16 protein-coding genes are annotated in these 16,117 nt (G+C 67.3%); 8 read left to right on the top strand and 8 right to left on the bottom strand.

Translation table 11 applies throughout. The annotated features are described in order from the left end of the window. A complete protein-coding gene (locus tag KV697_RS11860; protein ID WP_219018363.1) occupies positions 1–306 on the top strand; it encodes a hypothetical protein in 306 nt (101 codons plus the stop codon). Positions 307–320: 14 nt separating this feature from the next. On the opposite strand, the gene KV697_RS11855 is transcribed toward KV697_RS11860, so the two are convergent. Then, positions 321–1,091, bottom strand: a complete 771-nt coding sequence (locus KV697_RS11855) for a transporter (RefSeq protein ID WP_219018362.1) — start codon at positions 1,089–1,091, stop codon at positions 321–323. 234 nt (positions 1,092–1,325) lie between these two features. On the opposite strand from KV697_RS11855, the gene KV697_RS11850 reads away from it, so the two are divergent. Both KV697_RS11850 and KV697_RS11845 read left to right on the top strand, forming a co-directional pair. After that, positions 1,326–2,222: a DMT family transporter gene (locus KV697_RS11850; RefSeq protein ID WP_219018361.1), complete on the top strand. Its 897-nt coding sequence runs from the start codon at positions 1,326–1,328 to the stop codon at positions 2,220–2,222. After that, positions 2,219–2,698: a GNAT family N-acetyltransferase gene (locus KV697_RS11845; protein ID WP_219018360.1), complete on the top strand. Its 480-nt coding sequence runs from the start codon at positions 2,219–2,221 to the stop codon at positions 2,696–2,698. The genes KV697_RS11850 and KV697_RS11845 overlap by 4 nt, the downstream gene beginning before the upstream one ends. Positions 2,699–3,041: 343 nt before the next feature. Here KV697_RS11845 and ppa read toward each other — a convergent pair whose 3' ends face one another. The 4 genes from ppa to KV697_RS11825 all read right to left on the bottom strand — a co-directional run bounded on the left by ppa (position 3,042) and on the right by KV697_RS11825 (position 7,801). Further along, a complete protein-coding gene (gene ppa / locus KV697_RS11840; RefSeq protein WP_058745578.1) occupies positions 3,042–3,620 on the bottom strand; it encodes an inorganic diphosphatase in 579 nt (192 codons plus the stop codon). Positions 3,621–3,730: 110 nt separating this feature from the next. Next, positions 3,731–5,656: a M61 family metallopeptidase gene (locus tag KV697_RS11835; RefSeq protein WP_219018359.1), complete on the bottom strand. Its 1,926-nt coding sequence runs from the start codon at positions 5,654–5,656 to the stop codon at positions 3,731–3,733. Positions 5,657–5,737: 81 nt separating this feature from the next. Then, positions 5,738–6,412: a DUF1345 domain-containing protein gene (locus KV697_RS11830; RefSeq protein ID WP_219018358.1), complete on the bottom strand. Its 675-nt coding sequence runs from the start codon at positions 6,410–6,412 to the stop codon at positions 5,738–5,740. Positions 6,413–6,640: 228 nt separating this feature from the next. After that, the gene (locus KV697_RS11825) at positions 6,641–7,801 is read right to left on the bottom strand and encodes an alpha/beta hydrolase (RefSeq protein WP_219018357.1); all 1,161 of its coding nucleotides are present in this window, start codon (positions 7,799–7,801) and stop codon (positions 6,641–6,643) included. 132 nt (positions 7,802–7,933) lie between these two features. On the opposite strand from KV697_RS11825, the gene KV697_RS11820 reads away from it, so the two are divergent. The 5 genes from KV697_RS11820 (at position 7,934) to KV697_RS11800 (ending at position 13,090) form a co-directional block, all read left to right on the top strand. After that, positions 7,934–8,515: a cysteine hydrolase family protein gene (locus tag KV697_RS11820; protein ID WP_219018356.1), complete on the top strand. Its 582-nt coding sequence runs from the start codon at positions 7,934–7,936 to the stop codon at positions 8,513–8,515. A gap of 48 nt (positions 8,516–8,563) precedes the next feature. After that, positions 8,564–9,886 carry a histidine--tRNA ligase gene (gene hisS / locus KV697_RS11815; RefSeq protein ID WP_219018355.1) on the top strand — a complete coding sequence of 441 codons (1,323 nt, stop codon included), beginning with the start codon at positions 8,564–8,566 and terminating at the stop codon, positions 9,884–9,886. After that, the gene (gene prfA / locus KV697_RS11810; RefSeq protein WP_219018354.1) at positions 9,883–10,956 is read left to right on the top strand and encodes a peptide chain release factor 1; all 1,074 of its coding nucleotides are present in this window, start codon (positions 9,883–9,885) and stop codon (positions 10,954–10,956) included. The genes hisS and prfA overlap by 4 nt, the downstream gene beginning before the upstream one ends. Before the next feature lie 191 nt (positions 10,957–11,147). Continuing rightward, positions 11,148–11,969 carry a peptide chain release factor N(5)-glutamine methyltransferase gene (gene prmC / locus KV697_RS11805; RefSeq protein WP_219018353.1) on the top strand — a complete coding sequence of 274 codons (822 nt, stop codon included), beginning with the start codon at positions 11,148–11,150 and terminating at the stop codon, positions 11,967–11,969. 296 nt (positions 11,970–12,265) lie between these two features. Further along, positions 12,266–13,090 carry a DUF4167 domain-containing protein gene (locus KV697_RS11800; protein ID WP_219018352.1) on the top strand — a complete coding sequence of 275 codons (825 nt, stop codon included), beginning with the start codon at positions 12,266–12,268 and terminating at the stop codon, positions 13,088–13,090. 62 nt (positions 13,091–13,152) lie between these two features. On the opposite strand, the gene KV697_RS11795 is transcribed toward KV697_RS11800, so the two are convergent. From KV697_RS11795 to KV697_RS11785, 3 genes are read right to left on the bottom strand one after another with little or no spacing between them, the layout of a single operon-like run. Then, positions 13,153–13,431: a hypothetical protein gene (locus KV697_RS11795; RefSeq protein ID WP_219018351.1), complete on the bottom strand. Its 279-nt coding sequence runs from the start codon at positions 13,429–13,431 to the stop codon at positions 13,153–13,155. Between the two features lie 46 nt (positions 13,432–13,477). Beyond that, the gene (locus KV697_RS11790; RefSeq protein ID WP_219018350.1) at positions 13,478–14,956 is read right to left on the bottom strand and encodes an oligosaccharide flippase family protein; all 1,479 of its coding nucleotides are present in this window, start codon (positions 14,954–14,956) and stop codon (positions 13,478–13,480) included. After that, positions 14,953–15,957: a glycosyltransferase family 2 protein gene (locus KV697_RS11785; RefSeq protein WP_219018349.1), complete on the bottom strand. Its 1,005-nt coding sequence runs from the start codon at positions 15,955–15,957 to the stop codon at positions 14,953–14,955. Before KV697_RS11785 ends, KV697_RS11790 begins: the two co-directional genes overlap by 4 nt. Positions 15,958–16,117 lie beyond the last annotated feature (160 nt).

Genomic DNA, 16,117 nt, shown 5'->3' with positions numbered 1-16,117 from the left:
ATGCGGCGGATTGTGTGGATCGTGATGGGCGCGGTATCGCTGGCGGGCTGCGCGACGGTGGCGCCTGGCAAGCCGCTGTTGAGCAAAAGGGCCTTTCATCGCCTTGCCGCGCGGTGCGGGGTGACGCCGACCGAGTTTGGAAAAGCGCGCAGCGGCTTGCCCTATGTCCGGTTCCGCTATGCCGACGCGGCGCTGGAAAGCGATGTCCGCGCCGCGCCGAGCGTCGATTGCGTGGCCAAGGCGCTCAAGGCCTATCGCTACCAATATTACGGGCCGGACCCCGATCCGGCTCGTCCCGGCACCTGATTCCCAAAGCTCGATCAGAGTCGCAACCCCAGCCGCACGCCCGCGCCGACATCCGGCGCGCCCTTGCTCACTCCGGCGCTGCCCTGCACGCCCAGCGACAGGCGCTGCGACAAAGCGGTGTCCAGCCCTGCGCCGATCTCCTGCCGGTCGGCGACCTGGTCGCTGACCCGCGAGGCGTAGTTATACGAGACGCTAACCTCGCTCGCCTTGCCGATCCCGAGCGCGACGCCGCCGCGCGCGCTGGTCACGTCGCGCAAACGATAGCCATCGGGCTGGCCGACGAAGCTGTGGCCGACCGCCGCGAAGGGCGTGACCTTGCCCGGCACCGCGGCTTCCGCCACCACCGAATAATCCGCCTTGCCGGTCCCCAGCCCGCGCTCAGCCGAGGCAGTGGGCAGCTTGGCGCTGCCGGTCAGCGCCAGGGCCAGATGATGGCGGCGCGGCGGGATGACCTGTACCGAGGCGCCGACCACGGCATCGCCCAGCCCGGAGCGCCGCTCGCGCGTTGCGGGGCGGGTGGGATCGGTGAAGATCGGCAGGCCCAGCGGCCCGCCCGGCGCGATGACATTGCCCGGCGCATCGACCTGTACCACCGGCAGCGCGGCGAAGACCGTCACTCGCTTGCGCTTCGCCCGCAGCGAGAAGGTAGAACTGGCGCTGCGCACCTCCTGGCTGGTGCCGTATTTGCCCGACGCATAGTCCGCCCCGACCGAGGCCGTCACCTGCGCGCCCGCAGGGGCGGCCAGCAGCATCGTCAGACCCGTTGCGGCGATCAGCGTCTTCATTCCCTTTGTCCCTTGATGTTCGGTTCCCAAGGGCAACGGATGCGGGGTGGGGTTTAATCCCGTCTCTTTCATTCCTCCCCTGCAAGGGGAGGGGGACCATGCGAAGCATGGTGGAGGGGTGTCCCGCTCTCGATAGGGTGACACCCCTCCGTCAGCCCTTCGGGCTGCCACCTCCCCTTACAGGGGAGGAATAGCAGCCTCGCCTTTCCCCCGCTGCCCCGGTATCGCCACGGCATGAGCACGCGCACCTCTCCCGTCATCGCCTTTGGCGCGGCTGCGCTGGGTATCGCAATCTATTCGGTCATGGACACGCTGATGAAGCGGCTGTCGATCGACAGCGGAGCCTATAGCGCGGTGCTGTGGCGGTCCTGGGTCGGGGTGGCAATCACCGGGGCGCTGTTCCTGATTCAGGGCGGACGCTGGCCGGGGCGGGAGGCGCTAACGCTGCATATCGCGCGCGGGGCGACCGGGGGCGCGTCGGTGCTGCTGTTCTTCTGGGGGCTGGCGCGGGTGCCGATGGCGCAGAGCATCGCGCTGACCTTCCTCGCCCCGCTGATCGCGCTCTTCCTCGCGGCTTTCGCGCTGGGCGAGACGATCCGGCGTGCCGCGATCCTGGGGTCGCTGATCGCGGGTGCGGGCGTGCTGGTGATCGCGGGCGGCGAGGTTCAGGCGCAGGCATCCACCCAGGTCGTGCTGGGGTCGCTGGCGATCCTCGTCGCCTCGATCCTCTATGCGGTCAGCCTGGTGTTGTTGCGGCGGCAGGCGCAGGTGGCCGGTCCCGCCGAGGTCGCGCTGTTCACCATGCTGGTCATCGCGGTGCTGATGACGCCCGCCGCGCCTTTCGCCTCCGGCTGGCCCGCTGCCCATCAATGGCCCAGCATCGTGATCGCCGCCCTGCTGGGCAGCCTGTCGGCGCTGCTGCTTGCCTGGGCCTACGCGCGGGCCGAGGCGCAGGTTCTGGCGCCGGTGGAATATACCGCCTTCGTCTGGGCGGCGGGGCTGGGCTATGCGGTGTTCGGCGAGCATGTCTCGCTATTCACGCTGGCGGGGGCGGTGCTGATTATTACGGGCTGCGTCGTGGCCGTGCGGCGGCCGGTCGCGCCCGGACCACAGAGCGAGGCAGGTTTATGAGCATCATCCTTCGTCCGGCCGAAGCGGCCGACACCGCCACCATATTGGGCTTCGTCCGGGAACTGGCGGCGTTCGAGCGCGAACCGGATGCGGTCGTCGCCACCGAGCCGATGCTGGCCGAGGCGCTGTTCGGCCCGCGCCCGGCGGCCGAGGCCGTCATCGCCGAACGGGACGGGCAGGCGGTCGGCTTTGCGCTGTTCTTCGCCAATTTCTCGACCTGGACCGGGCGGCGGGGGCTGTATCTGGAAGACCTGTACGTCACGCCCGCCGCGCGTGGGGCTGGCGTCGGCAAGGCGCTGCTGATCCATCTGGCGGGGATCGCCCGGGATCGGGGCTGGGCGCGGTTCGAATGGTCGGTGCTCGACTGGAACACGCCTGCGGTGGAATTCTATCGCGCGATGGGGGCTGAGGCGATGGACGAGTGGACGGTGCAGCGGGTGTCGGGTGAGGCTTTGGAAGCGCTCGCGGGGCGGTAGGATGGGGTTCGCGCAGAGGCGCGGAGGGCGCAGAGATATTGGGCCGGGAGGCGTGCCTCACACCTTTATCTTTGGCTAATGGTGGAGGGATGCTGTCAGCGGCAGGCGAGCCACCCCCGCCTTCTCCCCACCTCTGCGCGAACCAATTTTCTTAGCCGCCGCATATCCCCGCTCCGTTCGGTCTGAGCGTAGTCGAAGGCCAAGGGAAGCCCTCTCCTCAGGTTCCGGGATTACCCTCCCCCAGCCCCTCCCGCCTGCGGGAGGGGAGTAGAAGAAATGTAGAAACAAAAACGCCCCGGCGCGCTGGGCACCGAGGCGTTCCTCAAACCGGAACCGGAAAGGTTCAGGCGCGGCCGGGCACGTCGTGGTCGTGCGGCTCTTCGCCCTTGGACTTGGCGTCCTCGTAGCGCTCGATCGCCTCGGTGACGATGCGGCGGGCTTCGTCGCGGTCGCCCCAGGTGCCGATACGCACCCACTTCTTCTTCTCCAGATCCTTATAGTGGGTGAAGAAGTGCTCGATCTGCTGGAACACGATCTCGGGCAGGTCGTCGCGGCCGCCGACGTTGGAATAGTAAGGGAAGGTCGAGTCGACCGGCACGCAGACCAGCTTCTCGTCGCCGCCGGCTTCGTCTTCCAGGTTCAGGACGGCGATCGGACGCGCGCGGACGACGCAGCCCGGAATGAAGGGCGAGCGCGACACGACCAGCGCGTCGAGCGGATCGCCATCGGGCGACAGGGTGTGCGGCACGAAGCCGTAATTGGCCGGATAGCGCATCGGCGTGTGCAGGATGCGGTCGACGAACAGCGCGCCGGACGCCTTGTCGAACTCGTACTTCACAGGCTCGCCGCCGGTCGGCACCTCGATCACGACATTGAGGTCATCGGGCGGGCTCTTGCCGACGGGAATGAGGTCGATGCGCATCGGATCGGTCTTTCTTGCCAATGGACCGGATGAGTTCCGGTGTAAAAACAATGGCGGGCGCGATAGCGCAACCCGCCATGGCCTGTCGATAGATGTCGGTCAGTCCGCGCTCAGCGCGCCGTGAGCAGACGATCCAGCCCGGTTTCGCCGGTCCCGACCTTCTGCAGACGCGGATAGCGCGGGCCGCCGGTATAATCGATCGTCACTTCGCGGAACACATCCTGGTTCTTTATCACTAACTTGACGGGCTTCTTCGGGTCCTTGGCGGCCAGGATCGCCGCCTTCAGCCGATCGCCGCTATAGCTTTCGCCGTTAACCGCCTGAATCTGGGTGCCGACATCAATGCCCGCCTTGAACGCGGGACTGTCCCAAATTGAACTGGTCACTTCGCCGCTGTTCGCCACCGACAGGCCGATCGAATAGGTGACGTTGGTGCTGCCCTTTTCGCCCTGCTTGAAGGTTGCGGTCGGCGTGTCGGTATAGACCAGCTTGTACCCGTTCATCGCAAAGCCGTTGATCGGCGCGGGCTTGCCCGTCTCGGTGATGCGCTGGCGCAGGAAACCCGCCCAGTCATAGGGGACGATCCCGTTCAGCGTGGCGGCGACATCCTCGAACGTATAGGTCACTTCGCCCCAGTCGCCGTTGCGGATGCCGAAGAACGCCTTGGCGAAGTCGTCGATCGACTTGGTGCCGTTCGACTTCTGGCGGAGCATCGCATCGACCTCCATCCAGACCATCAGGCCTTCGTTGTAATAATCCTCCGACCGCTGCCAGCTGGTCCAGCCCTTGGGCTTGCGCGACGAGATGATGGGGTCGTTGGTGGTGTCGAGCAGATCGCGCCACTGCCGCGCGGGCGCGGTGTCGTAGACGGCGAGGATCGAGGCATATTGGTCCAGCGTATCCTGCTTGGACACCAGCCCTGCCCGCGCCTGGAGCACATAGCCCCAGAACTGCGTCTGCCCTTCATAGACCCAGAGCAGCGAGTTGCGCATCGGCGTCCGGAAATCCGGCGTCCACAGGTCCGCGCCGCGCCGGAACTTGCCGTCCCAGCTATGCGTGAATTCGTGCGGCAACAGGTTGCGACGGCCCGGCCCCGAATCCCAGTCGGTGAAATAGCCCGGCGTCACGCCGTTTTCGGACGAGCGGTGATGCTCCAGGCCGATACCGCCCAGCTGGTCGCTGATCGACAGCAGGAACTCGTAATGGTCGTAATGCTGCGCGCCGAAGGCCTTGACCGCCTGGTCGACCAGCCGCTGGTGCGCGGCGATCTGTTCGGGCTTGGCGTTCAGCTCGGCGGCATTGTCGGCAAAGACGTTCAGGTTGACGCGCGGGCTCAGCGGGAAGACCTTGCCATACTTGCCCGCCAGCACCGGGGAATCGACCAGGATTTCATAGTTGGTCGTGTCATAGGTGTAGGTGGACCCCGACGCCTTGGCCGGAACCGCGCCCGCCGCCGTCCAGCCGGTGGGGAAGATCGCGGTCATCTGGATCGGGATCTGGCGGGTATAGTAACCGGCCGGATAGAGGCTGACCGAATTGGGCTGCAGCGAGATCATCGTCGGGGTGACGGCGATGCGGCCCTGATCGGGCTTGGTCGCCGACAGGAACTGGAACTCCAGGTCGAGCTGTTTCGCGCCCGAGGGCACGTCGATATGGAAGGCGAAGACGTCGACCGGGTCGCGCGTCCAGGGCAGGATGCGGCCGTTCGCCTTGATAACCAAGCCTGCCAGCTTCTCGATCTCGCCACGCGGATTATGCGCGCCGGGCAGCCACTTCGGGAACAGCAGAGCCATCGGCCCCGCCTTGGCGACGGGGATCGTCTCCTTCATGCGGAAGATGCCACGCTCGGTATCGGTGGCGTCGACGACCAGCTTGATCGTGCCCGGATAGGGGGTGTCGACCGCATCGGGGATGGTGTTGACGAAGGGGGCGGCGGCGGCAGGCGCGGAGTTGCCCGGCGGGACCTGTGCGACGGCGGCAGCGGAGGAGGCGAGCAGCGAGGCGACGAACACGGAACGAAGCGAATGGCGGATCATGAAGGGCCTTTTGCGGCGACGAGGAGATGCGGGCAGGTTAGGCACCCGATAGGCCAGTCGTCCAGACCCTTTTGGGCAGCCTCAACCCGATCCGCCGCCCAGGACGTTGACGGTGAAGGCGATGACGCCGAGGTTGAAGATGAACGCCGCGAGGCACTGGCCCGTGACGACGCGGCGCATCCGGCGCGAGGCGATCGACACGTCCGACGTCTGGAAGGTCATGCCCAGCGTCACCGAGAAATACAGGAAATCCCAATAATCCGGCTCGGCGGTGTCGGGGAATTGCAGGCCGCCCGCATCGCCCCCTGCCTTATCCTTGTCGCCCGCGCTGTAGAACAGATGCGCATAATGCAGCGCATAGACGATGTTGGAGAACAACCAGGCGAGGATCAGCGTGCCGACGACCAGCGCGATGGTGACGACGCTGCTCCGTCCGCGCAACTCGCCGCCCACCGCGACCAGCACGACGAACAGCACGATCCCGCAAAAGACGAGAAGGACGGCGCGATTGGCATCGTTGCGCGCGGCGCGAGCCCGCATCTTCGCAGCCTGACCCTGCCGCAGCAGGGGCAGAAGCGACCCGATGAACAGAAGCGCGGCGGCGTCGAACCCGGCGAGGATACCCCGCGTCATCCCCAGAACCGGCACCAGACCCACCGCCGCCCCGATCAGGATCAGCGCGAACAACAAGAAGCGCGGCGGCGCGATCCGGTCGCCGATACGGGTTTGCAGGCGCTGCCAGCGGGAGGTGGTCATGGACCGGGATGTACGCCCGGTGGAGCGGCCTTGGCTATGGGGGCGATCCATAGGAACTGGCCAGATGGGCCATATCATCCGGCAGGTCGACGCCGGCAGCATCCCCATCCAGCAATATCTTGGCGGGCGCCGCGGGGAGAAGCGACAGGAGGAGAAGGATCAGCGCGTTGCGACGCCCCGCTTCCGACAGGCGCGGCCAAAGCCATCCCGATGCCGGATAGAGGGGGATCAGGGACGATCCAGCAGCCACGGCGCGCCGCGCGCGAACGCCACGTCCCAGGCCAGCTGGTCATGACCGGCGACCAGCGTATCGAAGCGCACCGTCGCTCCGGCGGATCGCGCCGCTTCCACCGTATCGCGCGTGTTGACGAGGTAACCCGGCTCGAACAGACCGGCCGTTCCGAACATGCGGACCCGCCCCAGCTTGGCGCCCAGCGCCTTGGCCGCCTGTCCGCTGGATGACAGCGCCAGGACCTTGCCGAACAATTCCGGATGCAGCCCGGCCGTGGCCAGTGCCCAGTGCGCGCCGTTGGACGATCCCCCGATGATCCGGTCGGTGGCGCGGCGCGAGGCGGGATAATCCTTCTCGATCAGCGGGATCACTTCCAGCGTCACGAAGCGCAAATGCCTGCCGAAAGCGGAGGTCGGCGTATCGCCGTCCGTGTTGAAGTCGATCTTATACTCCGGTCCGCGCCGGTCGCAGGCCATGCCCGTGCAACCTGCCTGGCGGGGCGCGGCCGCGTCGATACCGACCAGGATGGCGGGCGGACTGCGATGGGCACGCACGTCCGCCTCGAACTGGGTGGCGAATTTCTCGGCCAGATTGTCAGCCAGATAGAAGACCGGCAATCGGCGTGCCCGATCGATCACCGGCGGCAGATAGATGGTGATGCCCCGCGTCTCGCCCAGCCAGCGCGAGGCGATCATGCGGCGGATCAGACGCGCGGGCGGCGGGGCGATCCGCTCGGGAGCGGGCGGAGCGAGCACTCCGCGCCGGACGTCGCGATGCTCGTCTTTCGCGGGGAAGGTCGCGATGCTCAGGATCGCCTCGTCGATGCGCGGTACCCGCACCGTCACGCCCGCGAGATCGGTGCCAGGGATCGGCTCAAGCGCGGTCTGGACCGAGCAGCACAGCATCGCCCAGCGCTCGACATCGGGGCGGGCGATCATGGTCAGGCGATCGCCCTCCACCCACCAGCGCCGCGACTCGCTGCCCAGCCGCGCCACCGCGTCCGCCGAGGACACGGACAAGGGGAGCGCGCAGGGCTCGGCGATCGGCGAACCGGCATCGCGGCAGGCCGCGACGCGGCTGAACATCTCCGGTGGTGACTGAACCGGGCCGGACGGTGTTTGGGCGGCGGCGACAAGCACCAGCGACAGGGCGAGCATGGCCGATGCTAGGCAGAGGCAAGACGGGGCGTCAAACGTCGTTTGGCCGCACCTCGGGGGTGTCCTGACGCTGGATGGCGAAAAGTTCGGCTATATCAACGCGGTGCCTGCCCAGGGATGGCATGAGGCGTCATGCCCGACTCCGCCCCCCACGCCACCGCGCTTCTCATCATCGACATGATCAACGACCTGGATTTCGAGGGGGGCGAGGATTTGCGCGAACCGGCCGAGGCGGCGGCGGGGCGGATCGTGGGGTTGCGGGATGCGGCGGACGAGGCCGGGGTGCCGGTCATCTACGTCAACGACAATTTTGGCCATTGGCATTCCGAACGCTCCTCGATCGTCGAGCATTGCGATCGCGCGGACAGCCCGGGCCGTGCATTGATCGCCGCACTTCGGCCGCGCGACAGCGACTATTTCATCGTGAAGCCGCAATTTTCGGGCTTCTACGCGACCAACCTGCCGGTGCTGTTGCCGCAACTCGGCGTCAGCCGCGTGATCCTGACCGGGGTGGCGGCGGACATTTGCGTGCTGTTCACGGCAGCCGATGCGCATATGCGCGAATACGACCTGTGGGTGCCGGGCGACACGGTGGCGAGCGAGAGCGACGCGCATCGCCGCTGGGCGCTGGAGATCATGCGGCACAGCATGTGCGCCGAGACCCGCCCCACCACCGAACTGGCGCTGGCCGACTGGCTGTCCCGGAGCGCGTGATCGCACTCTAGCGCACGGGGCTTCGCTACCTTAGATAGCGCCACCTCTATGGCACGGATCGAAACCCCCAAGCGCGTGCGCGGCACGCAGGACATCTTCGGCGACGAGCAGCGCCGCTTTGCGCAGGTGCTGGCCACCTTCGAGCATGTCCATGGCCTCTACGCCTTTCAGCGGCTCGACCTGCCGGTGTTCGAGGATACGCAGGTCTTTGCCCGCTCGATCGGCGAAACGACCGATGTCGTTTCGAAGGAGATGTACACCTTCCCCGATCGCGGCGGCGACCTGCTGACCCTGCGGCCCGAATTCACCGCCGGGATCGCGCGGGCCTATCTGACCGAAGGGTGGCAGCAATATGCGCCGCTCAAGCTCGCGACCTCGGGCGCGGTATTCCGGTACGAACGCCCGCAAAAGGGGCGCTATCGTCAGTTCCATCAGATCGACGCCGAAATTCTGGGCGCGGCCGAACCGGCGGCGGATGTCGAGTTGCTGGTGATGGCCGACCAGCTGCTGCGCGAACTGGGCATCGCCGAGGGCGTGACGTTGCAGCTCAACACGCTGGGCGATGCGGCAACGCGCGACGCCTGGCGCGACGCACTGGTCGCGCATTTCGAGGCGCACCGGGATCAACTGTCCGAGGACAGCCTGGTGCGGCTGGAGAAGAATCCGCTTCGCATCCTCGATTCCAAGGACCCGCGCGACCGGCCGATCGCCGATGCCGCGCCCGATATCGACGCCTATCTGACGCCCGAAGCGCGCGCGTTCTTCGAGGCGGTGACGGCGGGGCTGGACGCGGCGGGCGTCGCCTGGACGCGCAATGCGCGGCTGGTGCGCGGTCTGGATTATTATCGCCACACCGCGTTCGAGTTCGTGACCGACCGGCTGGGCTCGCAAGGGACGGTGCTGGCGGGGGGGCGCTATGACGGGCTGGTCGAGTCGCTGGGCGGGGCGCCCACGGCGGGCGTGGGCTGGGCGGCCGGGGTCGAGCGACTGGCGATGCTGCTCGACGAGCCTGCCAAGCTCGCCATCGACGCGGTGGTCGTGCCGATGGGCGCGGCGGCGGAGTTGCGCGCAACCGGCCTCGTCGCCGAGCTGCGCCGCGCGGACATCGCCACCGACATGGCGTTTCGCGGCAATATGAAGCGCCGCATGGCCAAGGCGAACGACCAGGGCGCGCGCTATGCGCTGATCCTGGGCGATGACGAGCTGGCGAACGGCCAGGTGCAGGTGAAGGCTCTGAAGACCGGCGAGCAGGCGAAGGTGTCGCTCGACACGGTGGCGCAAAGCCTGTCCGACCTGTTGTTCAAGGACGAGATCGCCGAGGATCATGGCGAGCAGCTTCCTCCCTTGGCGCAGCGTTTGACGACGGCATGAAGACCATCTCGGCCGAGCGCATCGCGCAGATCGAGGCGCGACGCGACGAATTGCAGGCGATGATGGCGACGGGGGACCTGCCCTCTGATCGCTTCGTCGCGGTGTCGAAGGAATATGCCGAGTTGGAGCCGGTCGCCAACGCCGCCGCCGAAGTGCGCCGGTTGCGGCAGGAGGCGGACAGCCTGGCCTATATGACGCAGGACGGCGACGACGAACTGCGCGAGCTGGCGGCGGAGGAACTCCACGCCAACCGCAATGCGCTGGCCGAGGCGGATCGCCACCTCGCGCTGGCGCTGCTGCCCCGCGACGCCGCCGACGAACGCGCCGCGATGCTCGAAATCCGCGCCGGGACCGGCGGCGACGAGGCGGCTTTGTTCGCGGGCGACCTGTTCCGCATGTACCAGCGCTATGCCGAGCGGCAGGGCTGGCGAGTCGAGGTCATCTCCGCCTCGGTGCCCGATACCGGCGGTTACAAGGAAGTCGTCGCCTCGGTCGCGGGGGCGGGCGTGTTCGCCAAGCTGAAGTTCGAATCCGGCGTCCACCGGGTCCAGCGCGTGCCGGTCACCGAATCGGGCGGGCGCATCCATACCTCGGCGGCGACCGTCGCGGTGCTGCCCGAAGCGGAGGAGGTCGACCTCCAGATCGACGACAAGGATCTGCGCATCGACATCTATCGCTCGTCGGGGGCGGGCGGGCAGCACGTCAACACCACCGACTCGGCGATCCGCATCACGCACATCCCGTCGGGGCTGGTCGTGATCCAGCAGGACGAACGCTCGCAGCACAAGAACCGCGCCAAGGCGATGAAGGTGCTGCGGACGCGCCTCTACGAGGCCGAACGCGAAAGGTTGGCGGCGGAGCGGGCGGGGACGCGCCGCTCGATGGTCGGCTCGGGCGATCGGTCGGAGCGGATTCGCACCTACAACTTCCCGCAGGGGCGGGTGACCGATCACCGGATCAACCTGACCCTCCACCGCCTGCCGGAAATTCTGGAAGGCGAACTGGACGAACTGATCGGCGCATTGCTGGCGGAGGATGAGGCCGAACGGCTCGCCGCGCTCGATGGGTGAGGGAGGGGCGGTTCGCATAGGGGACCTTCCTCCCCTGCAAGGGGAGGTGGCAGGCCGCTGGCCTGACGGAGGGGTGTCCCGGCCGGCGAGGACGCGCTCCATCACAAATGGTTACACCCCTCCACCATCCTTCGGATGGTCCCCCTCCCCTTGCCGGGGAGGAAGAGACATTGCCAAGCCAGTGGGGCGCTATGGTGGATAGCTCCACCGCCCGCACCGCGCTCGCACAAGCCGCCGAGCGTTTCACCTTCTCCCCCACCGCGCGGCTCGACGCGGAGCTGCTGCTCGCCCACGCCCTGGGGATCGAGCGCAACGCCCTGCTGCTCGACCTGACCCGCCCCGTCCCCGACAGCTTCTGGCCGCTGGTCGAGCGCCGCGCGCGCCAGGAGCCGGTTGCCTATATCACCGGCACGCGCGGTTTCTGGACGCTGGATCTGATGGTCGGCCCCGGCGCTCTGGTCCCGCGGGTGGATAGCGAGACGCTGGTCGATGCCGCGCTCCGGCACTTCAGGGGGCGTCCGCCCGCCACGCTGCTCGACCTGGGCACCGGGCCGGGCACGCTGCTGCTCGCTTTGCTCGACGAGTGGCGGGACACCAGAGGACTGGGCGTCGATCGTTCTGCGCAAGCGCTCGATTACGCCGTCGCCAATGCCGAGGCCTGTGGCCTCGCCGACCGGGCGCGGTTCGTGCGGGGCGACTGGGCGACCGGCCTGGTCGGGCCATTCGACTGCATCGTCACCAACCCGCCCTATATCGGCACCGCCGAGCCGCTTTCGCCCGAGGTGCGCGATTACGAACCCGGAACCGCGCTGTTCGCCGGTTCCGACGGGCTGGACGACTACCGCCTGCTCGCCCCCGAACTGCGCCGCCTGCTTGCCCCCGGTGGAGCGGCGGTGATCGAGATCGGGCATGAACAGGCCGAGGCGGTGACGGCGCTTCTGGAGGCGCAGAATTTCACCGTCAGCCTGCACCGCGATCTAGGCGGGCGGCCCCGCGCCCTCCTCGCGCATTGAACATTCGCCGATGATGCCCCATATTTCACTTGAAGGACCCCGGTTTATCCCGCTAGAGCGGGGCAGGGGCACGCGAACATCGGCATTGTCACCGTTTTTTCGGGGCACCGTTTTTTCGGAGTCTTTGCTTCGGGCCGATGCCCATACCCTTCGTCATGCAGTCGCTGCTGTCCGGCGGCCGTGGCAAGCGCCTCACGGGGCGCGAGAGCTTCGCATCGCGCGAATCGCGCGCGATGTCGGGAAGAGTGGGTCGGAAAAAGTGGACCTTGTTGGTTTGACGACTAAGGACGAACAGCTTGATCAATAATCGGCAGGCCGGCCGCCGTCGCGGTCGTGGCGGCAACAACAATGGTGGGCAGCGTCCGGGTGGCAACCCCGGCCGTTCCGACAATGGCAATCGCATCGACAACCGCGCGCGCGGCAACGCCAACCAGCTGTACGAGAAGTACAAGAATCTGGCGACCGAGGCGCAGCGGCAGGGCGACCGGGTCAACACCGAATATTACTGGCAGTTCGCCGACCACTATTTCCGGGTGCTGAGCGAAACCCGCTCGCGCTTCGAGGAGCAGAATCAGCGCCGCCAGCGCGAGGAATCGCGCGACGACCAGTATGACGACGGCTTCGACAACGATGCCGAGGATTATGGCGACGAGGGCGATCCCATCCGCCCCGGCGAGCAGCAGGGCGAGGTCGAACAGCCGCGCCGCGAGCGCCAGCCTCGCGATAACCAGCCGCGCGAAACCTATGCGCGCGACAACCAGCAGCGTGACGAGCGGCCCCGCCGCGATCGCGACGACCGACCGCGCCGCGAACCGCGCGAGGATCGCCGTCCGATGCGTGCCGAACAGCCTGTCGTGACCGAGGATGCCCAGCCGGTCGTCACGGCGGACGTCGCGGCGGCGCCTCAGGCCGAAGAGGAAGCCCCCCGTCGTCGCGGCCGTCCGCGTCGCGAGCGTGCGCCTGAGATGCAGGATGGCGGCGAGCAGACCGGCTTCGACGCCGATCGCCTGCCGCCCGCGCTGAGTGCCGCACCCGAGGCGGAAGCGGCTGCGGAGGAAAAGCCCCGCCGTCGTCGCGTCCGCGCGGCGGCTCCGGTGGAGCCGGAGGCGGCGGCGGGCTGATCGCTCCCCACGCTTTCGATCGATAAGGACCGGCCTCCGCAACGCTTGCGGGGGCCGGTTTTTTATGGCCGCCGGTCGACATCCTCGTCATGCCCGGTTCCCGAGCTGAGAAAGACCAGCCCCATCAGCGCGCCGGTCAGCATCACCATGCCGCCGATCCCGCCGATCACCCCCAGCATCGTCACCCCGTTGAGCGGGCCATAGACTTCGGCCAGCGCGATCATCGCAAAGCCCACCGCCACGGCGGCGGCGACCGTCATCCACGCCATCAGCCAGCGGAACCGCGCCCAGGCAAAGGCCGCCTGTTCGGGATCGTCTAGGCCGGGTGGGGGAGGGGACATGGCCCGGACTATGGGCGGCCCCGACCGCGCGGGCAAGCCGCGGGTATCAGGCGTCGGAGGTTCGACGCCGTTTCGGCAGGCGCGACCACAGTCCGCCGGCTATTGCATTGATTTCCAGCCGGATCGGATGGCGCAATGCATAGACGACGACCAGCCAGGCGATCACCCCGCCGATCGCCGCTCCGGCCAGCAGCATCAGCCCCACCGCTTCGGGCGGCGCGATCCAGCGATAGACCGCAAGCAGCGGCGCCACCGTCGCCAGCGTCGCGATCAGGCTCTTGGCATAGATGACCGCCAGCCCGCGCCAGGTGAATCCCGTCAGCCGCCGGATCAGCCCGACATAGAGGAGGAACCAGATCAGCCCATAGCCGATGCGCGACACCGCCGCCCATTCCAGGCTGATCGCCGCGCTCACCACCAGCAACCCGATCGAAGCCGCCGTATCCAGCGCGTTGAGCGCCACCAGCCGCCGGATCTTGCCCAGCAGGATGGGCAGTTCGACATGCAGCGGGAGCGCGGCGAAGAAGATCTGCCCCATCGCGATCCAGGCGAGCAGCGGTGCCACCCCGATCCAGCGCGGGCCATAGAGCATCAGCACGATCGGCGTCGCGGCGGCGGCCAGGAACGCCATGGCGGGCCAGGTCGCCGCGCTATAGGCGGCCACCACGCGCTTATAGGGTTCGCCCAGATCGGCACCCGTATCCCGCAACCGGGCGAAGGCCGGATAGAATACCCCGTCGACCGCGCCGCTGACCAGCATCTGCAACTGCGCCGCCAGGCTGGAGGCGCGGCCGAACAGGCCGACTGCGGTCAGATCGAGGATGCGGCCGATCACCAGGTCGGGGCTGCGGCCCCCGATCGCGCCGCTGATATGGAGCAGCGAACTGTTCGAGCCGAAGCGCAGGATCGGCCCCACCCCCGTCAGGCGCGGCGGGAAAGGCGGGCGTATGCCGGACCGCCACTGGCCGATGATCGCGCGCGTCGCCTGCTGCGCCACCGCCGCCCAGGCCAGCGCAAAGGCCGAATAGCCCATCCACGCCAGCCCCAGCGAAAAGCTCGCATTGACGATCGCCGCGCCGACATTGACCAAGAACAGCGAGAAATAGTCCATCCGTCGCTGCAGCATGGCGCTGGGCACGATGCCGAAGGGTACGACCAGATAGGACCCGGCGATGATCGCCAGCAACGGTGTCAGCCGCGCATTGTCATAGAAGCGCGCCACTGGCCAGGCGAGCGCCAGGATGAGCAGGCCGATGCCCAGCGCGAAGATCACCGAGACGGAAAAACAGGTCTCGACCTGCGCATCGCTCAATTCGCGCTCGCCCGCGACGAACCGGCTGATCCCAAAATCCTGCAACACCGACACCATCAGCGCGGCGGACAGGGCGATCGAATACAGCCCCATTTCGGGCGGCGTCAGAAAGAAGCGCGAGATCAGCACGCTGACCACGAACTGGATCGCAAAGGCGATATATTGCATCCCGATCGACCACAGCGCGGCACTACGGATCGACGAAGAGCTCATCCGCGCGACAGGGCCAGGGCGAGCGTCGTCGCTGCGCCGATCCGCCCGCTTCGGGCCAGCCGCGCGACGGCACGCCACAGCCCGGTCACTCGCTCTCCCCGGTCGGCGCGTGTCTCGGCGATATGCCGAACCATCAGGTCCAGCCCTTCCCCGGCCATGGCGCCGGGATTGTAGAGAATGCCCCGCACGACCGCCGCCCGGACGCTGCGGGAAATGCCCTCGCGACCGAAAATCGCATCCAGCGTCTCGATCGGGGGCAGGGTCGTCCAGGGATCGGAAGGATCGGGACGACCCGCCAGCCGCTCCCCCCGGCAGAGACGCGCCATCGCCGCGCCATAGTTCAGCGCGACCGCATGGCGATTGGACACCTGGGTGTCGGAATAGCGATAGCGGAGCAGCCGCTCGGGCAGATTGGCCATGCGCGTCCGCTCGGCCAGCCGCAGCCACAGGTCATAATCCTCGCAATGCCGATAGGCCGCGCGATAGCCGCCCACCGCCTCCAGCAAGCAGCGCCGCATCATGACCGAGGGGTGGCAGAGCAGCGGCCCTGCCTCCAGCGCGGCATGAACCGCTTCGGTCGACACGGGATGGTCGATCGGCCGATCGATCCGATCCTCCCCATTCTCGCGCATCGCGATCACGCGGCTTCCCACCACGCCATGATCGGGATGAGTATCCAGAAAGGCGACCTGTCGCGCGAACCGTTCGGGCAAGGCGATGTCGTCGCCGTCCATACGTGCGATATATTCGCCTCGGGCTTGGGCGATCATCAGGTTCAGACTGGCGATCAACCCGCGATTGGGCTGATGGATCGGCCGGACCCGAGGATCGCGCGCCGCATAATCATCGATGATCGTGCGCGACGCGTCGGTCGACCCGTCATTGACCACCAGCAACTCGAAATCGACATAGCTCTGCGCGAGCAGGCTTTCCAACGCCGCCGCCAGATAGGGGGCGTTGTTATGGACGCTGAGCGCGACGGTGATGCGGGGCGATGTCATACACTTACAGTCATGTCCCTAACCGCCGCGATTAAACAGGCCATTAAAGCCGGTAAACCGGGTTCACATGGCTTGGCCCTCGGCGATCAAGACGCAATTCGACGCTGGCGAGGCTGCTATGTCCAGCCAAGTCCCCGTAAAATCGCTGTTTTTCGCAATT

Origin of the sequence: Sphingomonas sanguinis (assembly GCF_019297835.1) — a bacterium.
Lineage (GTDB): Bacteria > Pseudomonadota > Alphaproteobacteria > Sphingomonadales > Sphingomonadaceae > Sphingomonas > Sphingomonas sanguinis_D.
Note: the sequence above shows the minus strand (reverse complement) of the source record. Positions and strands in the feature narration are given on the sequence as shown.

Excerpts from the sequence above, each read along its gene's own strand:
- KV697_RS11825 (WP_219018357.1), bottom strand. The coding sequence starts at position 7,801 with ATGCTCGCCCTGTCGCTGGTGCTTGTCGCCGCCGCCCAAACACCGTCC.
- KV697_RS11850 (WP_219018361.1), top strand. The coding sequence starts at position 1,326 with ATGAGCACGCGCACCTCTCCCGTCATCGCCTTTGGCGCGGCTGCGCTG.
- KV697_RS11790 (WP_219018350.1), bottom strand. The coding sequence starts at position 14,956 with ATGAGCTCTTCGTCGATCCGTAGTGCCGCGCTGTGGTCGATCGGGATG.
- KV697_RS11795 (WP_219018351.1), bottom strand. The coding sequence starts at position 13,431 with ATGTCCCCTCCCCCACCCGGCCTAGACGATCCCGAACAGGCGGCCTTT.
- prmC (WP_219018353.1), top strand. The coding sequence starts at position 11,148 with ATGGTGGATAGCTCCACCGCCCGCACCGCGCTCGCACAAGCCGCCGAG.
- KV697_RS11830 (WP_219018358.1), bottom strand. The coding sequence starts at position 6,412 with ATGACCACCTCCCGCTGGCAGCGCCTGCAAACCCGTATCGGCGACCGG.
- KV697_RS11785 (WP_219018349.1), bottom strand. The coding sequence starts at position 15,957 with ATGACATCGCCCCGCATCACCGTCGCGCTCAGCGTCCATAACAACGCC.
- KV697_RS11860 (WP_219018363.1), top strand. The coding sequence starts at position 1 with ATGCGGCGGATTGTGTGGATCGTGATGGGCGCGGTATCGCTGGCGGGC.
- ppa (WP_058745578.1), bottom strand. The coding sequence starts at position 3,620 with ATGCGCATCGACCTCATTCCCGTCGGCAAGAGCCCGCCCGATGACCTC.
- KV697_RS11835 (WP_219018359.1), bottom strand. The coding sequence starts at position 5,656 with ATGATCCGCCATTCGCTTCGTTCCGTGTTCGTCGCCTCGCTGCTCGCC.
- prfA (WP_219018354.1), top strand. The coding sequence starts at position 9,883 with ATGAAGACCATCTCGGCCGAGCGCATCGCGCAGATCGAGGCGCGACGC.
- KV697_RS11845 (WP_219018360.1), top strand. The coding sequence starts at position 2,219 with ATGAGCATCATCCTTCGTCCGGCCGAAGCGGCCGACACCGCCACCATA.
- hisS (WP_219018355.1), top strand. The coding sequence starts at position 8,564 with ATGGCACGGATCGAAACCCCCAAGCGCGTGCGCGGCACGCAGGACATC.
- KV697_RS11820 (WP_219018356.1), top strand. The coding sequence starts at position 7,934 with ATGCCCGACTCCGCCCCCCACGCCACCGCGCTTCTCATCATCGACATG.
- KV697_RS11855 (WP_219018362.1), bottom strand. The coding sequence starts at position 1,091 with ATGAAGACGCTGATCGCCGCAACGGGTCTGACGATGCTGCTGGCCGCC.